The 26,361-nt window shown below is 58.3% G+C and carries 24 protein-coding genes; 16 read left to right on the forward strand and 8 right to left on the reverse strand.

All coding sequences use genetic code 11. The features are described 5' to 3' along the window. Positions 1 to 9 precede the first annotated feature (9 nt). From galE to modE, 3 genes are all read right to left on the reverse strand, one after another. Positions 10 to 1,026 (reverse strand): UDP-glucose 4-epimerase GalE, encoded by a 1,017-nt coding sequence (galE, locus tag GVO84_RS06445; RefSeq protein WP_159513674.1) that lies wholly within the window; start codon positions 1,024 to 1,026, stop codon positions 10 to 12. A gap of 201 nt (positions 1,027 to 1,227) precedes the next feature. Beyond that, positions 1,228 to 2,700 carry a molybdate ABC transporter ATP-binding protein ModF gene (modF, locus tag GVO84_RS06450; protein ID WP_159513675.1) on the reverse strand — a complete coding sequence of 491 codons (1,473 nt, stop codon included), beginning with the start codon at positions 2,698 to 2,700 and terminating at the stop codon, positions 1,228 to 1,230. Positions 2,701 to 2,767: 67 nt separating this feature from the next. Then, on the reverse strand, positions 2,768 to 3,556 hold the full coding sequence (modE, locus tag GVO84_RS06455) for a molybdenum-dependent transcriptional regulator (RefSeq protein ID WP_159513676.1): 789 nt from the start codon (positions 3,554 to 3,556) through the stop codon (positions 2,768 to 2,770). Between the two features lie 127 nt (positions 3,557 to 3,683). Here modE and GVO84_RS06460 point away from each other — a divergent pair, with 127 nt between their 5' ends. From GVO84_RS06460 to modC, 4 genes are all read left to right on the forward strand, one after another. Next, positions 3,684 to 3,833: an AcrZ family multidrug efflux pump-associated protein gene (locus GVO84_RS06460; protein ID WP_008501118.1), complete on the forward strand. Its 150-nt coding sequence runs from the start codon at positions 3,684 to 3,686 to the stop codon at positions 3,831 to 3,833. A gap of 178 nt (positions 3,834 to 4,011) precedes the next feature. Continuing rightward, complete coding sequence (modA, locus tag GVO84_RS06465) at positions 4,012 to 4,785, forward strand: molybdate ABC transporter substrate-binding protein (protein ID WP_159513677.1); 774 nt, start codon at positions 4,012 to 4,014, stop codon at positions 4,783 to 4,785. After that, the gene (modB, locus tag GVO84_RS06470; protein WP_032661182.1) at positions 4,785 to 5,474 is read left to right on the forward strand and encodes a molybdate ABC transporter permease subunit; all 690 of its coding nucleotides are present in this window, start codon (positions 4,785 to 4,787) and stop codon (positions 5,472 to 5,474) included. Before modA ends, modB begins: the two co-directional genes overlap by 1 nt. 2 nt (positions 5,475 to 5,476) lie before the next feature. Next, a complete protein-coding gene (gene modC, locus GVO84_RS06475) occupies positions 5,477 to 6,535 on the forward strand; it encodes a molybdenum ABC transporter ATP-binding protein ModC (RefSeq protein ID WP_159513678.1) in 1,059 nt (352 codons plus the stop codon). Here the strand turns inward: modC and GVO84_RS06480 are convergent, their stop codons facing one another. Further along, entirely contained in the window at positions 6,536 to 7,354 is an 819-nt protein-coding gene (locus tag GVO84_RS06480) for a pyridoxal phosphatase (protein ID WP_159513679.1), read from the reverse strand. Positions 7,355 to 7,494: 140 nt separating this feature from the next. On the opposite strand from GVO84_RS06480, the gene pgl reads away from it, so the two are divergent. Both pgl and tisB read left to right on the forward strand, forming a co-directional pair. Further along, complete coding sequence (pgl, locus tag GVO84_RS06485; RefSeq protein WP_159513680.1) at positions 7,495 to 8,490, forward strand: 6-phosphogluconolactonase; 996 nt, start codon at positions 7,495 to 7,497, stop codon at positions 8,488 to 8,490. 443 nt (positions 8,491 to 8,933) lie between these two features. After that, complete coding sequence (gene tisB, locus GVO84_RS06490) at positions 8,934 to 9,023, forward strand: type I toxin-antitoxin system toxin TisB (protein ID WP_023332440.1); 90 nt, start codon at positions 8,934 to 8,936, stop codon at positions 9,021 to 9,023. 52 nt (positions 9,024 to 9,075) lie between these two features. Here the strand turns inward: tisB and GVO84_RS06495 are convergent, their stop codons facing one another. Then, positions 9,076 to 10,359, reverse strand: a complete 1,284-nt coding sequence (locus GVO84_RS06495; RefSeq protein WP_159513681.1) for a putative acyl-CoA thioester hydrolase — start codon at positions 10,357 to 10,359, stop codon at positions 9,076 to 9,078. Between the two features lie 224 nt (positions 10,360 to 10,583). Here GVO84_RS06495 and hutI point away from each other — a divergent pair, with 224 nt between their 5' ends. From hutI to hutH, 5 genes are all read left to right on the forward strand, one after another. After that, a complete protein-coding gene (gene hutI / locus GVO84_RS06500) occupies positions 10,584 to 11,807 on the forward strand; it encodes an imidazolonepropionase (RefSeq protein ID WP_159513682.1) in 1,224 nt (407 codons plus the stop codon). Further along, a complete protein-coding gene (hutG, locus tag GVO84_RS06505) occupies positions 11,804 to 12,742 on the forward strand; it encodes a formimidoylglutamase (RefSeq protein ID WP_159513683.1) in 939 nt (312 codons plus the stop codon). Before hutI ends, hutG begins: the two co-directional genes overlap by 4 nt. Positions 12,743 to 12,761: 19 nt before the next feature. Beyond that, positions 12,762 to 13,496: a histidine utilization repressor gene (locus tag GVO84_RS06510; protein ID WP_159513684.1), complete on the forward strand. Its 735-nt coding sequence runs from the start codon at positions 12,762 to 12,764 to the stop codon at positions 13,494 to 13,496. A 126-nt stretch (positions 13,497 to 13,622) separates the two neighbouring features. Next, positions 13,623 to 15,308, forward strand: a complete 1,686-nt coding sequence (gene hutU, locus GVO84_RS06515) for a urocanate hydratase (protein WP_159513685.1) — start codon at positions 13,623 to 13,625, stop codon at positions 15,306 to 15,308. After that, on the forward strand, positions 15,308 to 16,828 hold the full coding sequence (hutH, locus tag GVO84_RS06520; RefSeq protein ID WP_159513686.1) for a histidine ammonia-lyase: 1,521 nt from the start codon (positions 15,308 to 15,310) through the stop codon (positions 16,826 to 16,828). The genes hutU and hutH overlap by 1 nt, the downstream gene beginning before the upstream one ends. Before the next feature lie 389 nt (positions 16,829 to 17,217). Here hutH and GVO84_RS06525 read toward each other — a convergent pair whose 3' ends face one another. Both GVO84_RS06525 and bioA read right to left on the reverse strand, forming a co-directional pair. Then, positions 17,218 to 17,694, reverse strand: coding sequence for a kinase inhibitor (locus GVO84_RS06525; RefSeq protein WP_121425413.1), 477 nt, complete (start codon positions 17,692 to 17,694; stop codon positions 17,218 to 17,220). 48 nt (positions 17,695 to 17,742) lie between these two features. Next, the gene (bioA, locus tag GVO84_RS06530; RefSeq protein ID WP_423257790.1) at positions 17,743 to 19,032 is read right to left on the reverse strand and encodes an adenosylmethionine--8-amino-7-oxononanoate transaminase; all 1,290 of its coding nucleotides are present in this window, start codon (positions 19,030 to 19,032) and stop codon (positions 17,743 to 17,745) included. Between the two features lie 86 nt (positions 19,033 to 19,118). On the opposite strand from bioA, the gene bioB reads away from it, so the two are divergent. Genes bioB through bioD form a run of 4 tightly spaced genes read left to right on the forward strand, consistent with a single transcriptional unit; the run spans position 19,119 to position 22,746 of the window. Next, entirely contained in the window at positions 19,119 to 20,159 is a 1,041-nt protein-coding gene (gene bioB / locus GVO84_RS06535; protein ID WP_121425411.1) for a biotin synthase BioB, read from the forward strand. Further along, the gene (gene bioF, locus GVO84_RS06540; protein ID WP_159513688.1) at positions 20,156 to 21,313 is read left to right on the forward strand and encodes an 8-amino-7-oxononanoate synthase; all 1,158 of its coding nucleotides are present in this window, start codon (positions 20,156 to 20,158) and stop codon (positions 21,311 to 21,313) included. The genes bioB and bioF overlap by 4 nt, the downstream gene beginning before the upstream one ends. Beyond that, a complete protein-coding gene (gene bioC, locus GVO84_RS06545; RefSeq protein WP_159513689.1) occupies positions 21,297 to 22,052 on the forward strand; it encodes a malonyl-ACP O-methyltransferase BioC in 756 nt (251 codons plus the stop codon). Before bioF ends, bioC begins: the two co-directional genes overlap by 17 nt. Continuing rightward, the gene (gene bioD, locus GVO84_RS06550; protein ID WP_201283058.1) at positions 22,045 to 22,746 is read left to right on the forward strand and encodes a dethiobiotin synthase; all 702 of its coding nucleotides are present in this window, start codon (positions 22,045 to 22,047) and stop codon (positions 22,744 to 22,746) included. Before bioC ends, bioD begins: the two co-directional genes overlap by 8 nt. On the opposite strand, the gene GVO84_RS06555 is transcribed toward bioD, so the two are convergent. Then, the gene (locus GVO84_RS06555; RefSeq protein ID WP_121425407.1) at positions 22,709 to 23,431 is read right to left on the reverse strand and encodes an ABC transporter ATP-binding protein; all 723 of its coding nucleotides are present in this window, start codon (positions 23,429 to 23,431) and stop codon (positions 22,709 to 22,711) included. The two genes, bioD and GVO84_RS06555, sit on opposite strands and share 38 nt — an antisense overlap. A gap of 752 nt (positions 23,432 to 24,183) precedes the next feature. Between GVO84_RS06555 and uvrB the strand changes: the two genes are divergently transcribed. Further along, positions 24,184 to 26,199: an excinuclease ABC subunit UvrB gene (uvrB, locus tag GVO84_RS06560; protein ID WP_109846300.1), complete on the forward strand. Its 2,016-nt coding sequence runs from the start codon at positions 24,184 to 24,186 to the stop codon at positions 26,197 to 26,199. Positions 26,200 to 26,361: the final 162 nt, after the last annotated feature.

Consider the following 26,361-nt stretch of genomic DNA (forward strand, 5'->3'; position numbering starts at 1 on the left):
GAAGGATCCTTAGTCCGGATAGCCTTGCGGGTGGCGTGACTGCCAGTGCCAGGTATCCTGTGCCATTTCATCAAGCGTGCGCGTCACACGCCAGTTAAGCTCTTTGTCGGCTTTGGTGGCATCGGCCCAGTAAGCAGGCAGGTCACCATCACGACGCGGGGCGAAGTGGTAGCTCACCGGCTTACCGCAGGCTTTGCTGAAGGCGTTAACCACGTCCAGCACGCTGCTGCCGACTCCGGCGCCGAGGTTGTAAATATGCACGCCCGACTTGTTGGCCAGCTGCTGCATCGCGGCAACGTGGCCGTCGGCCAGATCCATGACGTGGATGTAGTCGCGCACGCCGGTGCCGTCTTCGGTAGGGTAGTCATTGCCAAAAATTGCCAGCGAGTCGCGGCGGCCCACGGCAACCTGCGCAATATACGGCATCAGGTTGTTCGGGATGCCCTGCGGATCTTCACCCATGTCTCCAGAAGGATGCGCGCCGACCGGGTTGAAGTAGCGCAGCAGCGCGATGCTCCACTCCGGCTGCGCTTTTTGCAGGTCGGTCAGGATCTGCTCCACCATCAGCTTGCTTTTGCCGTACGGGCTTTGCGGTGTACCGGTCGGGAAGCTTTCCACATAAGGAATTTTGGGCTGATCGCCGTAAACGGTGGCGGAGGAGCTAAAGATGAAGTTTTTGACGTTGGCCGCACGCATGGCGGAGATGAGACGCAGGGTACCGTTGACGTTGTTGTCGTAATACTCGAGCGGTTTCGCAACGGATTCACCGACCGCTTTCAGACCCGCAAAGTGGATCACCGCTTCGATGGCGTGGTCGTGAAGGATCTCGGTCATCAGCGCTTCGTTGCGGATGTCGCCTTCCACGAAAGTGGGTTGTTTACCGCCAAGACGTTCAATCACAGGCAGCACGCTGCGCTTACTGTTGCACAGGTTGTCGAGAATGATGACGTCGTGACCGTTTTGCAGCAGTTGCACGCAGGTATGACTACCTATGTAACCGCTACCACCTGTTACCAGAACTCGCATATTTCGCTCCATTGGGCTTATGGTATGTAATAACCATAGCATAACAGAGACGCGAAAAGTGTGACATGGGATAAAATAGTGGAATCGTTTACACTGTTTTTAAAATCCGATTTTCAGCCGCTTTAGGGCATTGTAGATCAAAGGGATAGCGATGGCTTAGTGCAGGTTATCTGAAAAACGGAGGGCAGTACCCTCCGGGGGTTAATCGATTTTGCTTTGCAGATAACGATAGTGCTCACCGTCCGGAACAAACTCCAGGCGATGCGTGATGCAGGAGGGGGCATCTTCGGCATGGTGTGAAACGAACAGCAGCTGCGTTTCACCTTCGCTAATCAGCACGTCCACAAAGCGGCGGATAAGCTGTCGATTCAGCGGATCGAGTCCCTGCAGCGGTTCGTCGAGGATCAGAAGCGTAGGGTGTTTCACCAGCGCGCGAACGATCAGGGCCAGACGCTGCTGCCCCCATGACAGGCTATGAAACGGCGCGTCAGCGATCCGGGTGTCCATGCCCAGGATATCCAGCCACTGCTGGGCCAGCTTGTGCTGTTTGTCCGACACCGCCTGATAAATCCCGATGGAATCAAAATAGCCGGAAAGGATCACGTTGCGTACCGTGGTACTGACCCGGTAATCCAGATGCAGGCTGCTGCTGACGTAGCCGATATGTTTTTTAATATCCCAGATGGTTTCGCCGCTGCCGCGACGCCGACCGAACAGCGTCAGATCGTTGCTATAGCCCTGCGGGTGATCGCCGGTTACCAGGCTCAGCAGCGTGGATTTTCCCGCGCCGTTAGGGCCGACAATCTGCCAGTGCTCGCCAGGATTGACCGTCCAGCTAAGACGGTTGAGGATCGGGCGATCGTCATAAGAGACCATCCCATCCCGCAGCACGATGCGCGGCTGGTGGGGATCAAGCGCGTGGCGGGCCGCAGGGGCGTCAGGTTCCGGAAGGGTAATACCGTCGAGTTGTTCACTGTGCGCGAGCTGGGCGATGAGCGCCTGCTTAAGCAGCGCTGTCTTTTCACCGGTCTCGGTCAGGTTACAGTCAGCCAGTACGCCTGCATGCTGGATAAAATCCGGAATTTCATCGAAGCGGTTAAGCACCAGCACCAGGGTATATCCCTGCTGATTAAGCGATTCCAGCAGGGCCGCCAGCTGCGCACGGGACTGCACGTCAAGGCCGTCAAACGGTTCGTCGAGGATAAGCAGCTCGGGCTCGCTCATCAGCGCCTGGCAGAGCAGCGTTTTCCGCGTCTCGCCGGTAGAAAGGTATTTAAAGCGCCGGTTCAGCAGGGCGGTGATGCCGAACCGTTCTGCCAGGCGCTGACAGCGGGCGGGATCTTTCACCTCATCCTGAATAATTTCCGCCGTCGTACGGCCGGTATCTTCTTCGCCAGGGCTGAGTAAATCGGTGTTGTTGCGCTGCCACTCGTCGCTCACCAGCTTTTGCAGTTGTTCAAATGACAGGCGCGTCAGGCGCGTAAAGTCGCCCTGGCATTCGCCCTTGAGGAGGGGAAGCTCGCCAGCCAGCGCGCGGGCCAGCGCGGATTTACCGCTGCCGTTAGTGCCGACAAACGCCCAGCTTTCACCCGCGCGTATCGTCAAATCAGCAATCGTCAGCGTTCGGGTATCGCTAAGACGAAACGTGCCTTGCGAAATATGCAATGATGACATGATTTATCCCTGTTTTTGCAGCAACAGATATCAGGGATACGCACTGTCGGCGCGATTGTCAATGCGCTCAGCACAATGTGGCGATAATCACCCGGTCTGCGTTGAACCAGGCGGTAACGACAGTACCTTCTTCTAAACCGTCCGCTTCGCTAAGCGGTATCGTCGCGCAAAGCTGTTGCCCGTCAGCCAGGGTCATCAGCACTTCGCACTGCGCCTGGCCGCGTTCGATATGGCTAATTGCGCCCTGTAGCTGGTTATCGGCTGCCTTTGCGGTGTCGGGATCGCGCGTGATATTGACCCACGGTGCTTTCAGCAGCACCAGCACCTCTTTACCTTCATCCAGCTCAAGGCGCTCTGCGCTCTGCGCCGTGATTGCGGCTTTCAGACGGGTGGTGCCGTCGGCAAGCAGGATCTCAATATGCTGCTGTACCTGGAGATTGTCGCGCGCCGTCACCGTTCCAAACCACTGGTTGCGGGCGCTGGTTTGTAACGAGAAGCGGGAAATGGCGGCCAGCAAGCTGTCCAGCGGAACGTTATCGTCGTCGCTCAACGCGTCAAACGCTTTTTGCTGGATCTGGGCCAGCAGATCGTAAAGCTGAATAAGACGCTGGCCATAGCGCGTCACGATCGCACCGCCGCCGCCTTTGCCGCCCGTGGCTCTGTCCACCAGCGGCTGTTCGCTCAGGGTGTTCATTTCGTTAATGGCGTCCCAGGCACTTTTGTAGCTGATGCCCGCGTTTTTCGCCCCCTGGCTAATCGAGCCCGTTTGTTCTATTTGTTTAAGCAGGGCGATACGTCGCGGATCGGCGAAAAGCTTTTGCTGAAGTCGTAGAGTGAGAAGAATTTCGGCCTGCATAACAGTGTCCTGGCAAAAAGAGTATTGTGGCCTAAATGGGGCAAGGCGCAAAGGGTACCGCACAAAAGGGGATGTTTTTCTCACTTGAAAGGGTAGAATAAGCTGTTCACAATATCTGGAGAAAACCATGTTAGAGTTGTTGAAAAGTCTGGTATTCGCCGTGATCATGGTACCAGTAGTGATGGCCATCATCCTCGGTGCCATCTACGGCCTGGGTGAAGTGTTCAACGTCTTTTCGAACATTGGTCACAGAGACCAGGCTAAAAAGCAGCATTGATTCCCCACAAAACGCCCGGCTAGCCCGGGCGTTTTGCTCTCAAGATTTTCCCGTTTTCGCCGATAATATTTAACGTATTACACCGATTTACCCCTTCAGCGGTACGATTAAACGCTGGGATCTCCCTGACGTTACCGTTATATTAATATGTATATAACGCTACTCACAGGAGTTACAGATGGCACGTTCATGGGTACGCCTTTTCGCAGGGGCAACGCTGACGCTTTCACTTACCGGACACGCGCTGGCGGACGAGGGTAAAATCACGGTCTTTGCGGCGGCGTCGCTGACCAACGCGCTGCAGGATATCGCGGCGGCGTATAAAAAAGAGAAAAACGTCGAGGTGGTCTCCTCTTTTGCCTCTTCCTCGACGCTGGCGCGCCAGATAGAAGCGGGCGCACCGGCGGATCTGTTCATCTCTGCCGATCAGAAGTGGATGGATTACGCGGCGGAGAAGAAGTCGATTGATGCGACAACCCGCGAAACGCTGCTGGGGAATAGCCTGGTTGTCGTGGCGCCCAAAGCCAGCGCGCAGGCGGACATCACCATCAACAAACAGACCAACTGGACGAGCCTGCTGAACGGCGGCCGTCTGGCGGTGGGCGATCCGGAGCACGTTCCGGCCGGTATTTATGCCAAAGAAGCGCTGCAAAAGCTGGGCGCATGGGAGACATTGTCACCGAAGCTGGCCCCGGCGGAAGATGTACGCGGCGCGCTGGCGCTGGTTGAGCGCAACGAAGCCCCGCTGGGCATTGTGTATGGCTCAGATGCCGTTGCCAGTAAAGGGGTAAAAGTGGTCGCAACGTTCCCGGAAGATTCCCACAAGAAAGTGGAATATCCTGTTGCGATTGTTGATGGACATAAAAATGCGACCGTGACGGCCTTCCGCGATTACCTGAAGGGCCCGGAGGCGTCCACAATCTTTAAACGTTATGGATTTACGACTCACTGATGATATTGACCGATCCTGAATGGCAGGCTGTTCTGCTGAGCCTTAAAGTCTCTTCCCTGGCGGTTGCGCTGAGTTTGCCCTTTGGGATCTTCTTTGCCTGGCTACTGGTTCGCTGCCAGTTTCCCGGCAAAACGCTGCTCGACAGCGTGCTTCATCTGCCGCTCGTTTTGCCGCCAGTAGTGGTCGGTTATCTGCTGCTGATTTCGATGGGGCGACGCGGTTTTATCGGCGAGAAGCTTTACGACTGGTTTGGGCTGACGTTTGCGTTTAGCTGGCGCGGTGCGGTACTGGCGGCGGCGGTGATGTCATTCCCGCTGATGGTGAGGGCGATACGCCTCGCGCTGGAAGGCGTGGACATGAAGCTCGAACAGGCGGCCCGCACGCTGGGCGCAGGGCGCTGGCGCGTCTTTTTCACCATCACGCTACCCCTGACGCTACCCGGCATTATTGTTGGTACGGTGCTGGCCTTCGCCCGCTCGCTGGGCGAGTTTGGCGCGACGATCACGTTTGTGTCGAACATCCCCGGCGAGACGCGAACCATTCCGTCGGCAATGTACACCCTGATTCAAACGCCGGGCGGTGAAGGCGCGGCGGCGCGGCTGTGTATTATTTCAATTGTGCTGGCGCTGGCATCGCTGATGGTGTCTGAATGGCTGGCGCGGATCAGCCGCGAGCGGATGGGGAAATAAGCATGCTGGAACTCCATTTTACCCAGACGCTGGGAAACCATACCCTGACGCTTAACGAAACGCTGCCGGCAAGCGGAATCACCGCCATCTTTGGCGTGTCGGGAGCGGGAAAAACGTCGCTGATTAATGCCATCAGCGGCCTGACCCGCCCGCAGTCTGGCCGTATTGTCCTGAATGACCGCGTCCTGAATGACGTGGAGAATAAGGTTTACCTCTCGCCGGACAAGCGCCGCATCGGCTATGTTTTCCAGGACGCGCGCCTGTTCCCGCACTACAGCGTGCGCGGCAACCTGCGTTACGGCATGGCGAAAAGCATGGCCGGGCAGTTTGATAAGCTGGTGACGCTGTTAGGCATTGAACCTCTGCTCGACAGACTACCCTCCTCGCTCTCCGGTGGAGAAAAACAGCGTGTGGCCATTGGCCGCGCGTTGCTGACCGCACCCGAACTGCTGCTGCTCGACGAACCGCTGGCCTCGCTCGATATTCCGCGTAAACGCGAGCTTCTGCCTTATCTACAGCGCCTGACGCGCGAAATTAATATTCCGATGCTCTACGTCAGCCATTCGCTGGACGAAATCCTCCATCTGGCCGACAAGGTGCTGGTGCTGGAAGAGGGCAGCGTTAAGGCGTTTGGCAACCTGGAAGAGGTATGGGGCAGCAGCGTAATGCACCCGTGGTTACCCAGGGAGCAGCAGAGCAGCATCCTGAAAGTGAGCGTTCTTGAACACCATCCACACTACGCGATGACCGCCCTGGCGCTGGGTGACCAGCATCTTTGGGTCAATAAGATCGACAAACCGTTACAGTCCGCGCTGAGAATTCGCATCCAGGCGTCGGACGTCTCGCTGGTGCTGCAGCCGCCGCTGCAAACCAGTATTCGAAATATTCTGCGCGCCAAAGTCGCGGAATGTTTTGATGATAACGGGCAGGTGGAAGTGAAGCTTGAAGTGGGCAGCAGGATGCTCTGGGCGCGCATCAGCCCGTGGGCCAGGGATGAGTTAGGGATCAAACCCGGCCTGTGGCTTTACGCGCAAATTAAGAGCGTCTCGATTACCGCCTGATTACAGCAGGTGGGTATAAATGTACTGCGCGATGCTGTCGGTGGTGTTGTCGCCAATCACCACGTTGGCGCGGGCTTTGACCGCATCGTCGGCATTGCCCATTGCCACGCCGGTACCGGCGGCTTCCAGCATGCTGATGTCGTTGTAGTTATCACCAAAGGCGACAACATCCTGCATCGACCAGCCTTTTGATTCCACAAACTGCGTCAGACGCTTGCCTTTGCTGTTGCCTTTACGGGCAATATCCACCTGGTCATGCCAGGACCATTCGCACTCCAGACCCAGCGTCTGCTCCACGTGTTTTGCGAAGGTATTCAGTTTAGCGGTGTCTTCATCCGTCAGGGCGAATTTCCAGATAGCCTCAACGTCCTGGGCAGCCTGACGCAGGGAGGAAACCTGGGTAAAGACCGGACGCTGCGCTTCAGGCAGGGACAACGCCCAGTTGCTGGTGCGCACCACATGGCCTGTAGGGCGCTCGTACACCATCGCGTTATCCACGTACATCAGGCCGTGAACGGCATGCTCATCCAGCAGATCAATCAGCTGCAGCGCCTGGGGAACCGGCAGCGGGTCGGAGGCTAAAACCTTTTTTGCCTGATAATCATACAAATAAGTGCCATTACAACAAATTGCAGGTGTATCTAACGCCAGTGCCTGATAAAAAGGGTGAATGGCAACGTGATGTCGACCCGTTACGATAAGGAGTTGATATCCCACTTCCTGCGCGCGTTTAAGCGCCTCAAGGGAGGAGGGGAGAAGGGTTTTTTGCGGCGTCAGTAAGGTACCGTCTAAATCCAGAGCAATCACACGCGAGGTCATCTGTTTTCCCGGGTTAATATTGAATTTACGTTTTGATGGGATGGTACACCGAGAGGCGAACGCTTCAAAATTCCTGTCGACAATTCAGCATTCACCGTCAAAAGTTAATTACTTTCATGCGCAGTGAGGAGTGAATATTCATGAAACAAACCGTTTATACCGCCAGTCCTGAAAGCCAGCAGATCCACGTCTGGCGTTTAAATACCGAAGGGACACTCACGCTGGTTCAGGTTGTTGACGTGCCAGGCCAGGTGCAGCCGATGGTCATCAGCCCGGATAAACGTTTCTTGTACGTGGGTGTGCGCCCGGAGTTTCGCGTGCTGGCCTATCGCATTTCTCCGGACGATGGCGCGCTGACGTACACTGCCGAAGCACCACTGCCGGGCAGCCCAACCCATATCTCTACCGATCGTAAAGGCAACTTTGTCTTCAGCGGCTCTTATAACGCGGGCTGCGTCAGCGTAACGCGTCTGGAAAATGGCATTCCGGTCGAAACCGTGGATGTGGTGGAAGGGCTTGAAGGCTGCCACTCGGCGAATATCACGCCGGATAACCGCACGCTGTGGGTGCCTGCGCTGAAGCAGGATCGTATCTGCCTGTTCACCCTGAGCGACGATGGTCACCTGGTGGCGCAGCATCCTGCCGAAGTGACTACCGTTGAAGGCGCGGGTCCGCGCCATATGGTCTTCCATCCGAACCAGCAGTACGCCTACGTGGTCAATGAACTGAACAGCTCTGTGGACGTCTGGGAGCTGAAAGATCCTAACGGCCAGATTGAGTGCGTGCAGACGCTGGATATGATGCCGTCTGACTTCTCCGACACCCGCTGGGCGGCGGATATCCACATTACGCCAAATGGCCGCCATCTGTACGCCTGTGACCGTACCTCCAGCCTGATTACCGTGTTTAGCGTCTCCGAGGACGGCAGCGTGCTGGCCATTGAAGGCTTCCAGTCAACGGAAACCCAGCCGCGCGGCTTTAATATCGATCACAGCGGTAAATACCTGATTGCGGCGGGGCAGAAATCCCACCACATCGCGCTGTATGAAATTAAAGGTGAGCAGGGGCTGCTGGAAGAGAAAGGACGTTACGCCGTCGGCCAGGGGCCAATGTGGGTCGTGGTAAACGCTCACTAAGCGGCTAAAAACAAAAAACCTCGCGAATGCGAGGTTTTTTTATGCCCGGTGGTAGCCGGGTGTGCACATCAAAACGTAACCAACACGTCCATCATAATATTGGCTTAAGGTGATGTAAATTCATCGTCAACGAAGAAAAGAGATTATGAGACGATGGTAGATATCAATATTTAATATAATCAGTGAGTTATTTATGTTCTCTTTATAAATTCCTAAACTCCCTTTAACTGTTTTTATGTACAGTAATGGTCTGATATTATTCTGTCCGTTGGTTTGATGTGTTGCAGTTCCGCAATTCAGGATCCTTTTTAAGTCCTGGCTGTCGGGTGGTGCCGACGGTGCCTAAACTGCGGAGCACATCAAAACATAACCAACACACCTCTGGTGACAGGCAGCGGAAAGGTAAATCAGAGGAGAAGTGCTCTATACCAAAGGAGTGGCGTATGAGCGGTGTGGAATGGGCAATTCTGTTCCTGCAACTCATGGTTGCGATTATGCAACTATTGGATGCGTATCTTAAGTTTGGTGCCTGACGTATCCAGTCGCAGTAAAAAGGGGGATTAACATCCCCCTTTTACTCTCATCTTACTGCTTCGGCTCAGCAACCACTTTGCTACCCAGACCGCGGTTATTGTATTCCCACATGCGGTTGAAGTTAGCGTCGTTCAGGTTGCGCTGCACGTTTCCTTTATCATCCACCGCACCGGTATTGCCGGAGAACGGACGTTTGGAGATCGCGGCATCAGCCCACGGCTTCGCCATGTTGAAGCCTTCGTTGATCACGCTGTCGCGGATCACGACCTGGCCGTTAGTGGCAGAGTCCACGTCCAGGGAGCGTCCCAGCTGCGCCACGCCGTCACCGGCAGCGTTAAAGCGGCTGTTCACGGCCAGGAAGCCGTAGAAGAGGTTAGACTGGGTTGCCGGAGCAAACACGTAGCCTTCCTGCTGAGTACGTGAATTCACCACGCGGAAATCGGTGTTATCAAACACCACCGCACCGCGCCCGGACACCAGATCCACGTCACCTTCAACGTAGCTGTTGGTCACCAGCGTACGGGTCAGGCGGTTATTCTGCAGGGTGTTCTGCACGCCGCTGTTGGTCACGAAGAAGGTGTTCTGTCGGCCCAGAATGTTGACGTTGTTAATCTGCACCTGGTCGCCATCGCTACGCAGCGCAACGGCCTGGTGGTTACCGGCATCAACGCTGTCGCCCAGGGTATTCTGAATGGTCAGGTTCTGCAGCTGCAGACCGTTATTCTGAGACCAGAACACCGCTGAGCACATCACGCCAATGGTGGCGGAACGCTTGCTCTGGCAGTTATCAAACATGTACCACGCCGGTTTACCCGGCATATATTTACCGGCCGGGTTCACCAGGTGACGCCAGGTGTTGCTGTCGATTTCGGAATCAATCGCCAGGCCAATTTTTACGTCGATCGCTTTTTCGCCCAGACCGTAAAGCGTAACGCTGCCTGGAGCCGCCGGAACATATACGGTGCCTTCATATTCACCCGGCAGGATCGCGATATACTGTCGAGACGCGCTGTGTTTAGTGATGGCAGCATCAACCGCAGCCTGAATAGAGGTGTGCGTTACGCCCTGCGCACCTGCCGGGCCAACCACGAAGTCAGGCTGTTTAGGCAGGTTAATAGACGACGGGGTCCACGGCGCAGCGTTAGGATCCATCGCTGAGAAGTAGTGCGCACGGTCGAAGTTCTTCGCTTCATCAGCGGACAAAATCGGGCGGGAGGCGGTACCGGGCGCAGCCTGCTCAGAAGGTCGCTGATCCGGTGGAGTTGAACTGCATGCGGATAAGGTCACGCCAAAGGCGAGTGCTAACGCCAGACGGGAAATCCTGGAAATGTTCAAGGTGAAGCTCCTGGGTATGCAAGTCTTTACGGGATAGACGAAATAGCCTGCTTTTTTATACTAAGTTGAGCGAAACGGGAAGATAAAAAGGGTAAAAGTTGCATTTTTAGCCCGGAGCGGCAGGTAAGTGATCACAAATAAATAACATTTTCCGCAAAGTCGGTTGACAGCAGACAACAGATGAAAATAAATGTCTATACAATCTAAGACAAGTGGAACGCCCCATGCAGCAGATTCATCCCGACGATGTAATATGGCGAAATGCGCGACTGGCTACGATGGCGCCGGACGTATCTGCGCCTTATGGACTGAAAGAGCAACATGCCCTGGTCGTGCGCGGCCACACCCTTCTGGCCGTGATCCCTGAATCTGACATTCCTGCCGGACACCCTCGCTGTGTCGATCTCCAGGGGCGTCTGGTCACGCCTGGCCTGATTGACTGCCATACCCACCTGGTATTTGGCGGCGATCGCGCGGCGGAGTGGGAGCAGCGTCTGAACGGCGTCTCTTATCAAACGATTAGCGCCCAGGGGGGCGGGATTAACGCGACCGTGACGGCGACGCGCAGCAGCGCAGCCGAAACCCTGCTTCAACTGGCGCAGCAGCGGCTTCAGCGACTGATGAATGAAGGCGTCACCACGGTTGAAATCAAGTCGGGATACGGTCTAAACCCCGAGGCCGAAGAGAAGATGCTGCAGGTCGCGCGCCAGCTGAGCCTCAATAATCCGATCGATATCAGCCCAACGCTGCTGGCGGCGCATGCGGTTCCAACGGAATACCGGCAGGATCCCGATGCGTACCTCACGCTGGTCTGCGAGCAGATATTGCCCACGCTGTGGCAGAAAGAGTTATATGAAGCAGTAGACGTGTTTTGTGAAAACGTCGGCTTCACCCCGTCGCAAACCGAGCGCCTCTTTAAGGCTGCCACCGCGCTCGGTATTCCGGTGAAAGGGCATGTCGAGCAGCTGTCTAATCAGGGCGGCGCGGCGCTGGTCAGCCAGTATAAGGGGCTTTCCGCCGATCATATTGAGTATCTCGACGACGCAGGCGTTCAGGCGATGGCGGAAAGCGGCACGGTTGCCGTCCTGCTCCCCGGCGCGTTCTATTTTCTTCAGGAGCGCCAGCGTCCGCCGGTTGAACGGCTCAGAAAACAGGGTGTCCCGATGGCCGTCGCGACTGACTATAACCCCGGCACCAGCCCGTTTGCCAGCCTGCACCTGGCGATGAACATGGCCTGCGTCCAGTTTGGTCTGACCCCTGAAGAAGCCTGGGCTGGCGTCACGCGGCATGCCGCGCAGGCGCTGGGCCGTGGCGCAACCCACGGACAGCTGCGGGCAGGGTTTGTCGCTGATTTTATCGTCTGGGATGCTCGTCATCCGGTTGAGATGGTCTACGAGCCGGGACGCAATCCGCTGTATCAACGTATTTTCCGTGGGGAGGCAGTATGAGGTTATGGCGGCCCGTAGCCGAAACGGTCTGGCAGGGGCGCGACGACAGCGCCGAGGCCAGCAATGCAACGCGCATTTTCCAGACGATAAAGCAGCAGGGACAGTTCACGCCGCTTTCATCCGGCATCGCGCTGATAGGCTTTGAATGTGATGAAGGGGTTAAACGCAATCAGGGCAGGCCAGGCGCCGTGCAGGCACCGGATATGCTGCGAAAATCGCTGGCGAATATGGCAAGTCATCAGGGGCACGACCGGCTGGCGGATATGGGCTCGGTGTACGTTGAAGGCCACGAGCTGGAAGCGGCGCAGCAGGCTTTAAGCGATGCCGTCACGATCTGCCAGCGGTCCGGGATGCGCACGCTGGTCTTTGGCGGCGGGCACGAAACCGCCTGGGCGCACGGTCGGGGCATTCTGGATGCGTTCCCGAACGAGCGCGTGGCGGTGATCAACCTTGATGCCCATCTTGACCTGCGCAAGGCCGACCATGCCACATCCGGCACCCCATTTCGCCAGCTGGCGCATTACTGCGATGAGCGCGGGCGGGAATTTCAGTACGCCTGCTTTGGCGTGAGCCGGGCGGCGAACACGCTGGCGCTGTGGGATGAGGCCGAACGCCTTAACGTCACGCTGGTGGAAGATCTCCATTTCAGGCGCGATGCGCTATCCGCGCTGGAAAAGGTGCTGACGCAGGCCGATCGTATCTATCTGACGATCGATCTGGACGTCCTGCCCGCCAGCGAAATGCCTGCCGTGTCCGCCCCGGCTGCGTTAGGCATACCGGCGCTGGATCTTCTCCCGGTTATCGAACAAATCTGCCGCAGCGGTAAGCTACAGGCCGCCGATCTGGTAGAGTTTAACCCGCAGTACGATCGGGACGGACAGGGCGCAAAGCTTGCCGCCCGTCTGGCCTGGCAAATTGCTCACTGGTGGGCATAACACTATTCAAGGAGTCACGATGTTTTCACGCTCACCTCTGCCGCCGTCGAGCCCTCCCGCGCCTTTCTACGAAAAGGTGAAGCAGGCAATCAGCGAAAAAATCGCCACCGGCGTCTGGCGCCCGCACGATCGCATCCCCTCGGAGGCCGAGCTGGTGGCGCAGTTTGGTTTTAGCCGGATGACCGTCAACCGGGCGCTGCGCGAACTGACCGACGAAGGGCTTCTGGTGCGCCTGCAGGGCGTGGGGACGTTTGTGGCGGAACCGAAAGGGCAATCTGCCCTGTTTGAAATCCGCAGTATTGCCGATGAGATAACCTCGCGAAATCATCAGCACCGCTGTGAGGTGCTGGTGCTCGAAGAGACCCAGGCCAGCGCCGAGCAGGCCGTAGAGCTGAATGTCAAAGAAGGCAGCCGTATCTTCCATTCCGTGATGGTGCATTTTGAGAACGACATTCCGGTGCAGATTGAAGATCGCTGCGTCAACGCTGAGCGGATACCGGACTATCTGAATCAGGATTACACCCAGACCACGCCGCACGCCTATCTCTCGCTCGTCGCTCCGCTCACGGAAGGGGAGCACATTGTGGAAGCCGTGCGCGCCACGCCGCAGGAGTGCGAGCGGCTGCGTATTAAAGAGCACGATCCGTGCCTGCTGATCCGCCGTCGGACCTGGTCCTCATCGCACATTGTGTCGCATGCCCGGCTGCTTTTCCCGGGTAACCGCTACCGGCTGCAGGGCCACTTTATGTCATAAGTTTTAAAAGCGTGATAGCTAACGCAATATAACAAAATTGTATCTTTTTTGTTAAATCTGACCTTGTGTGTGCTTGTCTATACAAGTATATCTAAATGCATCACTGTCCCGTATGAGGAGCACACAATGTCGTCAGGTAAATACCGCCAGCAGGATGTCCGCGCCGCGCGCGGCACCACACTCACCGCCAAAAGCTGGCTCACCGAAGCCCCGCTGCGCATGTTGATGAACAACCTCGATCCTGAGGTAGCGGAGAACCCCCACGAGCTGGTGGTCTACGGCGGCATAGGCCGCGCCGCGCGCAACTGGGAATGCTATGACGCAATTGTAAAATCCCTGACCGAACTCGAACACGACGAAACCCTGCTGGTACAGTCCGGCAAGCCGGTGGGCGTGTTCAAAACGCACAAAAACGCACCGCGCGTGCTGATCGCCAACTCTAACCTCGTGCCGCACTGGGCCACGTGGGAACACTTCAACGAACTGGACGCGAAAGGGCTGGCGATGTATGGCCAGATGACCGCGGGGAGCTGGATCTACATCGGCAGCCAGGGGATCGTGCAGGGCACCTACGAGACCTTCGTGGAAGCCGGTCGCCAGCACTATAACGGCTCGCTGAAAGGCCGCTGGGTATTGACCGCAGGTCTTGGCGGCATGGGCGGCGCGCAGCCGCTGGCCGCCACGCTTGCCGGCGCGTGCTCGCTCAACATTGAGTGCCAGCAGAGCCGCATTGATTTCCGTCTGCGCACCCGCTACGTCGATGAACAGGCAACCGATCTGGACGATGCGCTGGCGCGTATCAAAAAATACACCTCCGAAGGCAAAGCGGTGTCGATTGCCCTGTGCGGCAACGCGGCGGACATTCTCCCGCAGCTCGTCGCCCGCGGCGTGCGTCCGGATCTGGTCACCGACCAGACCAGCGCCCATGACCCGCTGCACGGTTACCTGCCAAAAGGCTGGACGTGGGAAGAATATCAGCAAAAAGCGGAAACCGACCCGGAAGGCACGGTGCTTGCCGCAAAACGCTCTATGGCAGAACACGTCTCCGCCATGCTGGCCTTTAGCCAGATGGGCATTCCGACCTTTGACTACGGCAACAACATCCGCCAGATGGCGAAAGAGATGGGCGTAAGTAACGCGTTCGACTTCCCGGGATTCGTTCCTGCCTATATCCGCCCGCTGTTCTGCCGCGGTATCGGCCCGTTCCGCTGGGTTGCCCTGTCCGGTGACCCGGAGGACATCTACAAAACCGATGCCAAAGTGAAAGAGATCGTCGCCGATGACGAACACCTGCATCACTGGCTGGACATGGCCCGCGAGCGCATTAACTTCCAGGGCCTGCCGGCGCGTATCTGCTGGGTAGGGCTGGAGTGGCGGCAAAAACTGGGCCTCGCCTTCAACGAAATGGTGCGCAGCGGTGAAGTCTCCGCGCCGATCGTCATTGGCCGCGACCACCTGGACTCCGGCTCCGTCGCCAGCCCGAACCGCGAAACGGAAGCCATGCGCGACGGCTCGGATGCGGTCTCCGACTGGCCATTGCTGAACGCTCTGCTCAATACCGCCAGCGGCGCGACCTGGGTATCGCTGCACCACGGCGGCGGCGTGGGGATGGGCTTCTCCCAGCATTCCGGGATGGTCATCGTCTGCGACGGAACCGATGAAGCCGCCGCGCGTATCGCTCGCGTGCTGCACAACGACCCGGCAACCGGCGTGATGCGTCACGCGGATGCGGGTTACGAAATTGCCATTGACTGTGCCAAAGAGCAGGGCCTTAACCTGCCGATGATCCCTGCCACACAAGGAAAGCATTAATGAACGCATTAACACTCACTCCCGGCTCGCTGACGCTCAAACAGCTGCGTAACGTCTGGCGTAAACCGGTCACCCTTTCGCTGGATGCAAGTGCCCATGCCGCCATTAACGACAGCGTCGCCTGCGTCGAAGCCATCGTTGCCGAAGGGCGCACCGCCTACGGGATTAACACCGGCTTTGGGCTGCTGGCGCAGACCCGCATCGCGACACACGATCTGGAAAACTTACAGCGTTCGCTGGTGCTGTCGCATGCCGCGGGCGTGGGTCAGCCGCTGGATGATGAGATTGTCCGTCTGATGATGGTCCTCAAAATCAACAGCCTGGCGCGCGGCTTTTCCGGTATTCGCCTGAGCGTGATTCAGGCGCTGATGGCGCTGGTGAATGCAGAAGTCTATCCGTGGATCCCGGCAAAAGGCTCCGTTGGTGCTTCCGGCGATCTTGCGCCGCTGGCGCACATGTCGCTGCTGCTGCTGGGCGAAGGCAAAGCGCGCTGGCAGGGCGAGTGGCTTCCTGCGAAAGAGGCGCTGAAAAAAGCCGGGTTAAATCCGATCACGCTGGCGGCGAAAGAGGGGCTGGCGCTGCTGAACGGCACACAGGCATCGACCGCTTTCGCGCTGCGCGGCCTGTTTGAAGCGGAAGATCTGTTTGCCTCGGCGGTAGTGTGCGGTGCGCTGACCACCGAAGCCGTGCTGGGCTCGCGTCGCCCGTTCGATGCCCGCATCCACGAGGTGCGCGGTCAGCGCGGGCAGATTGATGCCGCCGCGATGTACCGTCACGTGCTTACCGACACCAGCGAAATTGCCGATTCACACCATAACTGCGAAAAGGTGCAGGATCCGTATTCCCTGCGCTGCCAGCCGCAGGTGATGGGCGCGTGCCTGACGCAGCTGCGCCAGGCGGCAGAGGTCCTGTTGGTGGAGGCCAACGCGGTGTCCGATAACCCGCTGGTGTTCGCCCAGGAAAACGAGGTGGTTTCCGGCGGCAACTTCCACGCCGAGCCGGTGGCGATGGCGGCGGATAATATCGCCCTGGCGATTGCCGAAGTCGGCGCGCTGTCCGAGCGCCGTATTGCGCTGATGATGGATAAACATATGTCCCAGCTGCCGCCGTTCCTGGTGCGTAACGGCGGGGTCAACTCGGGCTTTATGATTGCCCAGGTCACCGCGGCGGCGCTGGCGAGCGAGAACAAAGCCCTGTCGCACCCGCACAGCGTGGACAGCCTGCCAACGTCAGCGAACCAGGAAGATCACGTTTCGATGGCACCGGCTGCCGGGCGTCGTCTCTGGGAAATGGCCTCCAACACCCGCGGCGTGCTGGCGGTGGAATGGCTGGCGGCAAGCCAGGGTATCGATCTGCGAGAAGGGCTAAAATCCAGCCCGCTGCTGGAGCAGGCGCGTCATGCGCTGCGCGAGCATGTATCGCACTACGATGACGACCGCTTCTTTGCGCCGGATATTGATAAGGCGATGCAGCTTCTGGAAGAAGGGCGGCTGGTAGGGTTGTTACCTTCCGTGCTCTGATTTTTTTGCCCGGTGGAGCTGCGCTTACCGGGCCTACGCGTGCGAAATGTAGGCCGGGTAAGGCGAAGCCGCCACCCGGCTTTTTTATGCACCAGGCGATGCAGCTTCTGGAAGAAGGGCGGCTGGTGGGGTTGTTGCCTTCCGTGCTCTGATTTTTTTGCCCGGTGGCGCTGCGCTTACCGGGCCTACGCGTGTGAAATGTAGGCCGGGTAAGGCGAAGCCGCCACCCGGCTTTTTTATGCACCAGGCGATGCAGCTTCTGGAAGAAGGGCGGCTGGTGGGGTTGTTGCCTTCCGTGCTCTTATTTTTTTGCCCGGTGGCGCTGCGCTTACCGGGCCTACGCGTGCGAAATGTAGGCCGGGTAAGGCGTAGCCGCCACCCGGCTTTTTTTACGAATACATCGCCGTAATCGACGCGCTCCCAAGCGTATGGAAATGTACGTTAAACCCTACCATCGCGCCGCTCGCCCCTTCATCGACATCAATCTTCTCCACGTCCAGCGCGTGCACCGTGAAGATATAGCGGTGGGTTTCCCCTTTTGGCGGCGCGGCGCCGCCGTAGCCCGCTTTACCAAAATCGGTGCGCGTCTGAATGGCGCCTTCAGGCAGGGCAACCAGGTCTGAACCGGAGCCCTGCGGCAGGACGCGCGTGTCGGCTGGTAGGTTCGCCACAATCCAGTGCCACCAGCCGGAGCCGGTAGGCGCATCCGGGTCGTAGCAGGTCACGACAAAGCTTTTGGTGCCTGCCGGAACCTCGTCCCACGCCAGGTGCGGGGAGATATTGTCTCCCTGATACCCCATGCCGTTGAATACGTGGCGTTCCGGCAGCTTTTCACCGTCGCGCAGATCTTTACTGATGATTTTCATACGGTTTACCCTCGTTGATCGCTCGTTCAGCAAGTGTAATGCATAGGGTTACATCGTGAAATGCGCGGGAATGTTAACGGCTGTTACGACCGCGTCGGTTAATTTACGCAGCTGCTCTGGCGTAATGCTGTACGGCGGCATCAGGTAGATAAGCTTGCCGAAAGGCCGCACCCAGACGCCCTGCTCAACGAAGAAGCGCTGCAGCGCCGCCATATTCACCGGATGGGTGGTTTCAATCACCCCGATGGCGCCCAGCACGCGAACGTCCGCCACAAAATTCGCACCTGAGGCGGCGCTCAGCGCCTCTTTCAGCTGCGCCTCAATCGCCGCCACCTGGATTTGCCATTCGCCGCCTTCCAGAATGGCGAGGCTTTCGCTTGCAACGGCGCAGGCCAGCGGATTACCCATAAACGTCGGACCGTGCATAAAGCAGCCCGCCTCGCCGTCGCTGATGGTGTCGGCAACCTGACGGGTCGTGAGCGTGGCGGAGAGCGTCATGGTGCCGCCGGTCAGCGCCTTGCCCAGACACAGAATATCCGGGGCGATACCCGCATGTTCGCAGGCAAACAGCTTGCCGGTGCGGCCAAAGCCGGTAGCGATCTCATCGGCAATCAGCAGAATGCCTTCGCGGTCGCACATCCTGCGAATACGCCTCAGCCATTCCGGGTGGTACATCCGCATTCCGCCCGCGCCCTGCACAATCGGCTCCAGGATCACGGCGGCGATTTCATGGCGGTGTGCCGCCATCAGCCGCGCGAAACCGACCATGTCCATCTCGTTCCACTCGCCGTCGAAGCGGCTCTGGGGGGCCGGGGCAAACAGGTTTTCCGGCAGGTAGCCCTTCCACAGGCTGTGCATGGAGTTGTCCGGATCGCACACCGACATCGCCCCGAAGGTATCCCCGTGATAGCCGTTGCGGAAGGTGAGGAACCGCTGGCGCGTTTCGCCCTTAGCATGCCAGTACTGCAGCGCCATTTTCATCGCCACTTCCACCGCCACGGAGCCGGAATCGGCCAGGAACACGCACTCCAGCGATGCAGGCGTCATCGCTACCAGGCGACGGCATAAATCCACCGCGGGCTGATGGGTGATCCCGCCAAACATCACGTGCGACATCTGGTCAATCTGCGCCTTCATCGCCGCATTCAGGCGCGGGTGGTTGTACCCGTGAATGGCCGCCCACCAGGAGGACATCCCGTCAACGAGCCGCTCGCCGCTGGCGAGGTGCAGCTCGCAGCCGTGGGCCGAGGCCACCGGATAGACGGGAAGAGGGCGGGTGGTAGAGGTGTAAGGGTGCCAGATATGCTGCTTGTCGAAGGCGAGATCGTCCTGGGTCATAATCGACTTGTAAACCATTTTGAAAAGTTTTAGGTTTACGAGTATAAACCGAACCGAAAATTAACAAAACCCTTTGGAGAAGCCCCATGGCTCACCACGCACGCTGGACGATGTCGCAAGTTACTGAATTATTCAACAAACCTTTCCTTGAGCTGATGTTCGAAGCCCAACAGGTGCATCGTCAGCACTTCGATCCTCGCCATGTTCAGGTCAGCACGCTGCTGTCGATCAAAACCGGTGCCTGTCCTGAAGACTGCAAATATTGCCCGCAGAGCGCGCGCTACAAAACCGGCCTGGAGTCCGAACGGCTGATGGAAGTTGAGCAGGTGCTCGACTCGGCGCGCAAGGCGAAAAACGCCGGCTCGACCCGCTTCTGCATGGGCGCAGCGTGGAAGAACCCGCACGATCGCGACATGCCGTATCTGGAGCAGATGGTGAAGGGCGTGAAGGAGATGGGCCTCGAAGCCTGTATGACGCTCGGCACGCTGAACGACGAGCAGGCGCAACGCCTCTCCGCGGCGGGGCTGGACTACTACAACCATAACCTCGACACCTCGCCGGAGTTTTACGGCAACGTCATCACCACGCGTACCTATCAGGAGCGTCTGGATACCCTGGATAAAGTGCGCGACGCGGGGATCAAGGTCTGCTCCGGCGGTATCGTGGGCTTGGGTGAGACGGTGAAAGACCGCGCGGGCCTGCTGCTGCAGCTGGCGAACCTGCCGACCCCGCCGGAAAGCGTGCCGATCAACATGCTGGTGAAGGTCAAGGGCACGCCGATGGCGGACAACGACGACGTGGATGCGTTTGATTTTATCCGCACCATCGCGGTGGCGCGCATCATGATGCCGACCTCTTTCGTGCGCCTCTCCGCCGGTCGCGAGCAGATGAACGAGCAGACCCAGGCGATGTGCTTTATGGCCGGAGCCAACTCCATCTTCTACGGCTGCAAGCTGCTGACCACGCCGAACCCGGAAGAGGACAAAGACGTTCAGCTGTTCCGCAAGCTGGGGCTTAACCCGCACCAGACCGAGGTGCTGACGGGCGATAACGAGCAACAGCAGCAGCTGGAGCAGCAGATTTTCAACGCCGACACCGACCAGTTCTATAACGCGGCAGCCGTATGACCTGGCAGGCACGAGTGAATACCGCACTGGACGAACGCCGGGCGGCAGAGGCGTTTCGCGTTCGCAGGGTGGTGGAAAACGGCGCGGGTCGTTTTCTTACCCGCGAGGGGCGGCAGTTTTGTAATTTCTCCAGCAACGATTATCTCGGGCTGAGCCAGCATCCGGCCATCATCCGCGCCTGGCAGCAGGGGGCAGAGCGGTTTGGCGTAGGCAGCGGCGGCTCGGGACTCGTCAGCGGATACACCACGGCGCATCAGGCGCTGGAAGAGGCGCTTGCCGACTGGCTGGGCTACCCGCGTGCGCTGCTGTTTATCTCCGGCTTTGCCGCCAATCAGGCGGTTATTACCGCCCTGATGGAAAAAGAGGACCGCATTGTCGCTGACCGCCTGAGCCACGCCTCGCTGCTGGAGGCGGCAAGTTTAAGCCCGGCGCAGCTGCGCCGCTTCGCCCATAACGATGCGGGGCAGCTCGCTGCGTTGCTGGATAAACCCTGCGACGGACAGCAGCTGGCGGTCACCGAAGGGGTGTTCAGCATGGACGGCGACAGCGCGCCGCTTGCCGCGTTGCACGGGGCCGCAAAGCGGCAAAACGCCTGGCTGCTGGTGGACGATGCCCACGGGATTGGCGTAATGGGCAACGAAGGTCGCGGCAGTGCGCATCAGCAAAACGTGAAGCCGGAGCTGCTGATTGTCACCTTCGGCAAAGGCTTTGGCGTCAGCGGCGCCGCCGTGCTGTGCAGCGAGTCCGTCGCCGACTATCTGCTGCAGTTTGCCCGACACCTGATCTACAGCACCAGCATGCCCCCGGCGCAGGCCGTGGCGCTGTCTGCGTCGCTGGCGGTGATCCGCAGCGCAGATGGGGATGAACGTCGCCAGCGGCTGGCGGAGCATATCTCTCGCTTCCGCCAGGGGCTAGCTGCGCTGCCCTTCCACAGCCCCGATTCGCAGAGCGCCATCCAGCCGGTGATTGTCGGCGAAAACGGCCGCGCGCTGGCGCTGGCACAGGCGCTGCGCGAGCGGGGCATGTGGGTGACCGCCATCCGCCCGCCAACGGTCCCGCCGGGTACCGCGCGACTGCGCTTAACCCTGACGGCGGCGCATGAAGCACGGGATATCCAGACGCTGCTGGAGGCGCTCCATGATGCCGGTGAATAAGCAGGCCGTTGCGGCGGCATTTGGCCGGGCCGCGCAGAGCTATTCGCAGCACGATGAACTGCAGCGTCAGAGCGCGCAGGGGCTTCTGGCCGCGCTTGGCGACAACCGCTTTCCGCAGGTGCTGGACGCGGGCTGTGGTCCCGGCAGCAACAGCCGCTACTGGCGCGGGACGGGAAGCCAGGTCACGGCTATCGACCTCTCAGAGCAGATGCTCGACGAGGCGCGTCAGCGGCAGGCAGCGGATCGCTATCTGCTGGCCGATATCGAGGCGATCCCGCTGGCGGATGCGCAGTTCGATCTGGTCTGGAGTCATCTGGCGGTACAGTGGTGCAGCAGCCTGCCGCAGGCCCTGCGCGAGCTCTATCGCGTGGCGCGACCGGGCGGGAAGGTGGCCTTTACCACCCTGCTGGAAAGTTCGCTGCCGGAGCTGAATCAGGCGTGGAAAGCGGTGGATGAGCAGCCGCACGCTAACCGCTTTTTATCGCATGACCAGGTGACGCAGGCGCTGGCAGGCTGGCGCTATCGCAGCACGGTGCAGACCATCACCCTCAATTTTAGCGATGCGTTCAGCGCGATGCGCTCGCTGAAGGGCATCGGGGCCACGCACCTGCATGCCGGACGGGAGAAAAAACCGCTGACCCGGGGCCAGCTGCAGCGTCTGGAGCTGGCCTGGCCGCAGCAGCGGGGACATTTCCCGCTCTCTTATCAACTTTTTCATGGGATTATCGAACGTGAGTGAACGTTATTTTGTCACCGGAACGGATACGGAAGTGGGCAAAACGGTGGCCAGCTCGGCGCTGCTGCAGGCGGCACGACTGATCGGAAAAAACACCGCCGGGTATAAGCCGGTTGCTTCCGGCAGCGAGATGACGGTGGAAGGGTTACGCAACACCGACGCGCTGGCGCTCCAGCGTAACAGCACCCTTGAACTTGCCTATTCAGCGGTGAATCCGTACACCTTTGCCGAGCCGACCTCGCCGCACATCATCAGCGCTGACGAAGGTCGTCCGATTGATTTCGCCGTGCTGTCTGCCGGGTTACGGACGCTGGAAGGCCAGGCCGACTGGGTGCTGGTGGAAGGTGCAGGGGGCTGGTTTACGCCGCTTTCGGACACGCAGACGTTTGCTGACTGGGTGCAGGCCGAGCAGCTTCCGGTCATTCTGGTCGTCGGCGTCAAACTGGGCTGCATCAATCACGCCATGTTGACCGCACAGGCCGTACAGCAGGCCGGGCTGACGCTGGCGGGCTGGATAGCCAACGACGTGGTTGCGCCGGGTAAACGACACCAGGAGTATCTGGCGACGCTCAGGCGCGTCCTTCCCGCCCCGTGCCTCGGAGAAATTCCCTGGCTTGCTGACGGCGCGGAAAATGCCGAAACCGGGCGTTATCTCGATCTCAGCGTCTTGCTTCCCGCGACATCCAATGCGCGATAAGCTCGTCATCCAGTTCGTTAACGTGGCCCTGCGCCACGTTACGCCCGCGATAGAGCATACAGAAACGGTCCGCAACCCGGCGGATGAACGACAGCTGCTGCTCCGCTAACAGCACCGTCATACCTAACTCCCGGTTTAAGCGCACCAGCAGCTGCCCCAGCTTCTGGGCGAAGCTGTGTCCTGCGCCGTGCAGGGGCTCATCGAGGATCAGCAGGTGCGGGCGGTTCACCAGCGCATTAGCCAGCGCCAGCTGGTACTGGTCGTCCGGAGAGAGCGTGTTGGCGCGGGTCTGCCGCAATGCGTAGAGCGCCGGAAACAAATCGTAAACGTCACTTTTCGCTTCCGGGTTGGGTTTCCCCATCGCCCGCATGGCGATATGCAGATTCTCCTCAATCGTTAACTGGGAGAATATCCGCCTGTCCTGCGGGACATAGCCTATCCCCGGTCCTGACCGCTGTTCTGGCGGCAGGTTAAGCAAATCACGCGGCGGCGCGCCCGCTTCATGCCAGATGATGCTCCCGCTTTCGACGGGCACTCTCCCGGCGATGCAATTCATGAGGGTGGTTTTCCCCATTCCCGGCAGGCCAACAACGCCTGTACACATCCCTTGCGGAAAATCCAAATTCACGTTCCATAGCGTATGTTGGCTTCCGTAAAACTGATTCACAGCACGCAGACTCAACATCTTTCTCTCCTTAAAAATGTGTGTGGGTGAGGCTCGAGTTTGAGACTGCAAAACCCCTGCCAGAAACCGAAAAGTGTTTAAAAAAACGGCTTTTTTAGGAATAAGTCACCGGAGAGGGGCTGAGAAAAAAGGGGATTGCACATCGACGGTGCTGGCGCTGTTGAGTTGTGGTGCAGTGCCCGAAATGATGAAAATGTGAGCAAGATCTCATCAGTTGGTTATGAATGACACAACTGTTAATCATCAAAAAATAGCTATAAAAATTTTTTACTGCCGTCTCGTGGGAAAATCCGGGAATTTGCCGAGCGCCACGCTGTATGGGCTGGAAGCAGTTATCCACTATTCCTGTGGATAACCATGTGCATTAGAGTTAGAAAACACGCGATAAGCGAGAGAAGACGCGGCTTACGCCCAAATTGACGCGAAACGCGGCTTTAGAAAATATCGTTTATTATTTAACTGCTTAGATAAAAGCAATTCCCGTCATGAAAGTGTCACCCGTTGCCACAAAACTATCATTACCTGGCTTGACAAATGTTAAAAAAGAAAAAGTTCTGGGGATAACCTGACCTGACTGGTGTTTTATATTGTCACAGCCTAAATTTTGGCCGATATCGCACCAATCCTTAAGGCGCTATGCTAAATATCCTGACATGCCACTGGTTTTTCATCCAGTGTTTTTTACTGGCATTCCTGGCAACAACGAGTAAAATTACTCACCTGCCGCTTATAACGTCATCAGGTTGTCGCCCATGAGTAAACCGTTCAAATTGAATTCTGCTTTCCGTCCATCTGGCGATCAGCCTGAGGCGATCCGTCGTCTGGAAGAGGGGCTGGAAGATGGGCTGGCGCACCAGACGCTGCTGGGGGTAACCGGCTCGGGTAAAACGTTCACCATCGCCAACGTGATTGCGGATCTCCAGCGCCCAACAATGGTGCTGGCACCCAATAAAACCCTGGCCGCGCAGCTTTACGGCGAGATGAAAGAGTTCTTCCCGGAAAATGCGGTGGAGTATTTCGTCTCCTACTACGATTACTACCAGCCTGAAGCCTATGTGCCGAGCTCTGACACCTTCATTGAGAAGGACGCCTCGGTGAACGAACACATCGAGCAGATGCGACTGTCGGCCACGAAGGCACTTCTGGAGCGTCGCGACGTGGTCGTTGTCGCATCGGTTTCCGCGATCTACGGTCTGGGCGATCCGGATCTCTATCTCAAGATGATGCTGCACCTGACGCAGGGGATGATCATCGACCAGCGTGCCATCGTTCGTCGTCTGGCGGAGCTGCAGTATGCCCGTAACGATCAGGCGTTCCAGCGCGGGACGTTCCGCGTACGCGGTGAGGTGATCGACATCTTCCCGGCGGAATCGGACGATATGGCGCTGCGCGTCGAGCTGTTCGATGAAGAGGTTGAACGGCTGTCGCTCTTCGACCCGCTGACCGGACACATTGAGTCGGTGATCCAGCGCTTCACCATCTACCCGAAAACGCACTACGTGACGCCGCGCGAGCGTATCGTGCAGGCGATGGAAGAGATCAAAGTGGAGCTGGCCGAGCGCCGTAAGGTGCTGCTGGCGAACAATAAGCTGCTGGAAGAGCAGCGCCTGAGCCAGCGTACCCAGTTCGACCTTGAGATGATGAACGAGCTGGGCTACTGCTCCGGCATTGAAAACTACTCGCGCTTCCTCTCCGGGCGCGGGCCGGGCGAGCCGCCGCCGACGCTGTTTGACTACCTTCCGGCAGACGGTTTGCTGGTGATCGACGAATCCCACGTCACGATCCCGCAGATCGGCGGGATGTACCGCGGCGACCGGGCGCGTAAAGAGACGCTGGTGGAGTACGGCTTCCGCCTCCCGTCGGCGCTGGATAACCGCCCGATGAAATTTGAAGAGTTTGAGGCGCTCGCGCCGCAAACCATTTACGTCTCGGCCACGCCAGGCAACTACGAGCTGGAGAAATCCGGTGAAGACGTTGTCGATCAGGTTGTGCGTCCAACAGGTCTGCTCGACCCGATTATCGAGGTGCGTCCGGTGGCCACGCAGGTGGACGATCTGCTCTCGGAGATCCGCGCCCGTTCCGCCATCAATGAGCGCGTGCTGGTGACCACGCTCACCAAGCGCATGGCGGAAGACCTCACCGAGTATCTCGAAGAGCACGGCGAGAAGGTGCGTTATCTGCACTCGGATATCGATACCGTGGAGCGCATGGAGATTATCCGCGATCTGCGTCTGGGCGAGTTTGACGTGCTGGTGGGGATCAACCTGCTGCGAGAAGGTCTGGATATGCCGGAAGTCTCGCTGGTGGCGATTCTGGATGCGGACAAAGAGGGCTTCCTGCGTTCCGAGCGTTCGCTGATCCAGACCATTGGCCGTGCGGCGCGTAACGTCAACGGTAAAGCGATTCTGTACGGTGACAAAATCACCCCGTCGATGGCGAAAGCGATTGGCGAAACGGAGCGCCGCCGCGAGAAGCAGCAGCGCTACAACGAAGAGCACGGCATCACGCCGCAGGGACTGAACAAGAAGGTGGTGGATATTCTGGCGCTGGGTCAGAACATTGCCAAAACCAAAGCGAAAGGCCGCGGCAAGGCGCGTTCAGTGGTGGAAGAAGATACCGTCGTGCTGACGCCGAAAGCGCTGCAGCAGAAAATCCACGAGCTGGAAGGGCAGATGATGCAGCACGCGCAGAATCTGGAGTTCGAAGAGGCGGCGCAGATCCGCGACCAGCTTCATCAGCTGCGGGATCTTTTCATCGCGGCATCGTGAGTAAAGCGTTGTTTTCTCCCTCTCCCGGTGGGAGAGGATCCCCAGTAATTTTTGAACAGAAGCAATAACGTTGTTTCAGAGCGATTGAAGGCTATCAGCGATGCTCTGGTCCGGCTGTAAATCGCTGAGGTGTTTCCTGCAGGCCGGGGCGAGGCGCAGGGA

Source organism: Enterobacter sp. SM3, assembly GCF_009811935.2.
In the GTDB taxonomy this organism is placed as follows: domain Bacteria; phylum Pseudomonadota; class Gammaproteobacteria; order Enterobacterales; family Enterobacteriaceae; genus Enterobacter; species Enterobacter asburiae_D.

Excerpts from the sequence above, each read along its gene's own strand:
- galE (WP_159513674.1), bottom strand. The coding sequence starts at position 1,026 with ATGCGAGTTCTGGTAACAGGTGGTAGCGGTTACATAGGTAGTCATACC.
- modF (WP_159513675.1), bottom strand. The coding sequence starts at position 2,700 with ATGTCATCATTGCATATTTCGCAAGGCACGTTTCGTCTTAGCGATACC.
- modE (WP_159513676.1), bottom strand. The coding sequence starts at position 3,556 with ATGCAGGCCGAAATTCTTCTCACTCTACGACTTCAGCAAAAGCTTTTC.
- GVO84_RS06460 (WP_008501118.1), top strand. The coding sequence starts at position 3,684 with ATGTTAGAGTTGTTGAAAAGTCTGGTATTCGCCGTGATCATGGTACCA.
- modA (WP_159513677.1), top strand. The coding sequence starts at position 4,012 with ATGGCACGTTCATGGGTACGCCTTTTCGCAGGGGCAACGCTGACGCTT.
- modB (WP_032661182.1), top strand. The coding sequence starts at position 4,785 with ATGATATTGACCGATCCTGAATGGCAGGCTGTTCTGCTGAGCCTTAAA.
- modC (WP_159513678.1), top strand. The coding sequence starts at position 5,477 with ATGCTGGAACTCCATTTTACCCAGACGCTGGGAAACCATACCCTGACG.
- GVO84_RS06480 (WP_159513679.1), bottom strand. The coding sequence starts at position 7,354 with ATGACCTCGCGTGTGATTGCTCTGGATTTAGACGGTACCTTACTGACG.
- pgl (WP_159513680.1), top strand. The coding sequence starts at position 7,495 with ATGAAACAAACCGTTTATACCGCCAGTCCTGAAAGCCAGCAGATCCAC.
- tisB (WP_023332440.1), top strand. The coding sequence starts at position 8,934 with ATGAGCGGTGTGGAATGGGCAATTCTGTTCCTGCAACTCATGGTTGCG.
- hutI (WP_159513682.1), top strand. The coding sequence starts at position 10,584 with ATGCAGCAGATTCATCCCGACGATGTAATATGGCGAAATGCGCGACTG.
- hutG (WP_159513683.1), top strand. The coding sequence starts at position 11,804 with ATGAGGTTATGGCGGCCCGTAGCCGAAACGGTCTGGCAGGGGCGCGAC.
- GVO84_RS06510 (WP_159513684.1), top strand. The coding sequence starts at position 12,762 with ATGTTTTCACGCTCACCTCTGCCGCCGTCGAGCCCTCCCGCGCCTTTC.
- hutU (WP_159513685.1), top strand. The coding sequence starts at position 13,623 with ATGTCGTCAGGTAAATACCGCCAGCAGGATGTCCGCGCCGCGCGCGGC.
- hutH (WP_159513686.1), top strand. The coding sequence starts at position 15,308 with ATGAACGCATTAACACTCACTCCCGGCTCGCTGACGCTCAAACAGCTG.
- GVO84_RS06525 (WP_121425413.1), bottom strand. The coding sequence starts at position 17,694 with ATGAAAATCATCAGTAAAGATCTGCGCGACGGTGAAAAGCTGCCGGAA.
- bioA (WP_423257790.1), bottom strand. The coding sequence starts at position 19,032 with ATGACCCAGGACGATCTCGCCTTCGACAAGCAGCATATCTGGCACCCT.
- bioB (WP_121425411.1), top strand. The coding sequence starts at position 19,119 with ATGGCTCACCACGCACGCTGGACGATGTCGCAAGTTACTGAATTATTC.
- bioF (WP_159513688.1), top strand. The coding sequence starts at position 20,156 with ATGACCTGGCAGGCACGAGTGAATACCGCACTGGACGAACGCCGGGCG.
- bioC (WP_159513689.1), top strand. The coding sequence starts at position 21,297 with ATGATGCCGGTGAATAAGCAGGCCGTTGCGGCGGCATTTGGCCGGGCC.
- GVO84_RS06555 (WP_121425407.1), bottom strand. The coding sequence starts at position 23,431 with ATGTTGAGTCTGCGTGCTGTGAATCAGTTTTACGGAAGCCAACATACG.
- uvrB (WP_109846300.1), top strand. The coding sequence starts at position 24,184 with ATGAGTAAACCGTTCAAATTGAATTCTGCTTTCCGTCCATCTGGCGAT.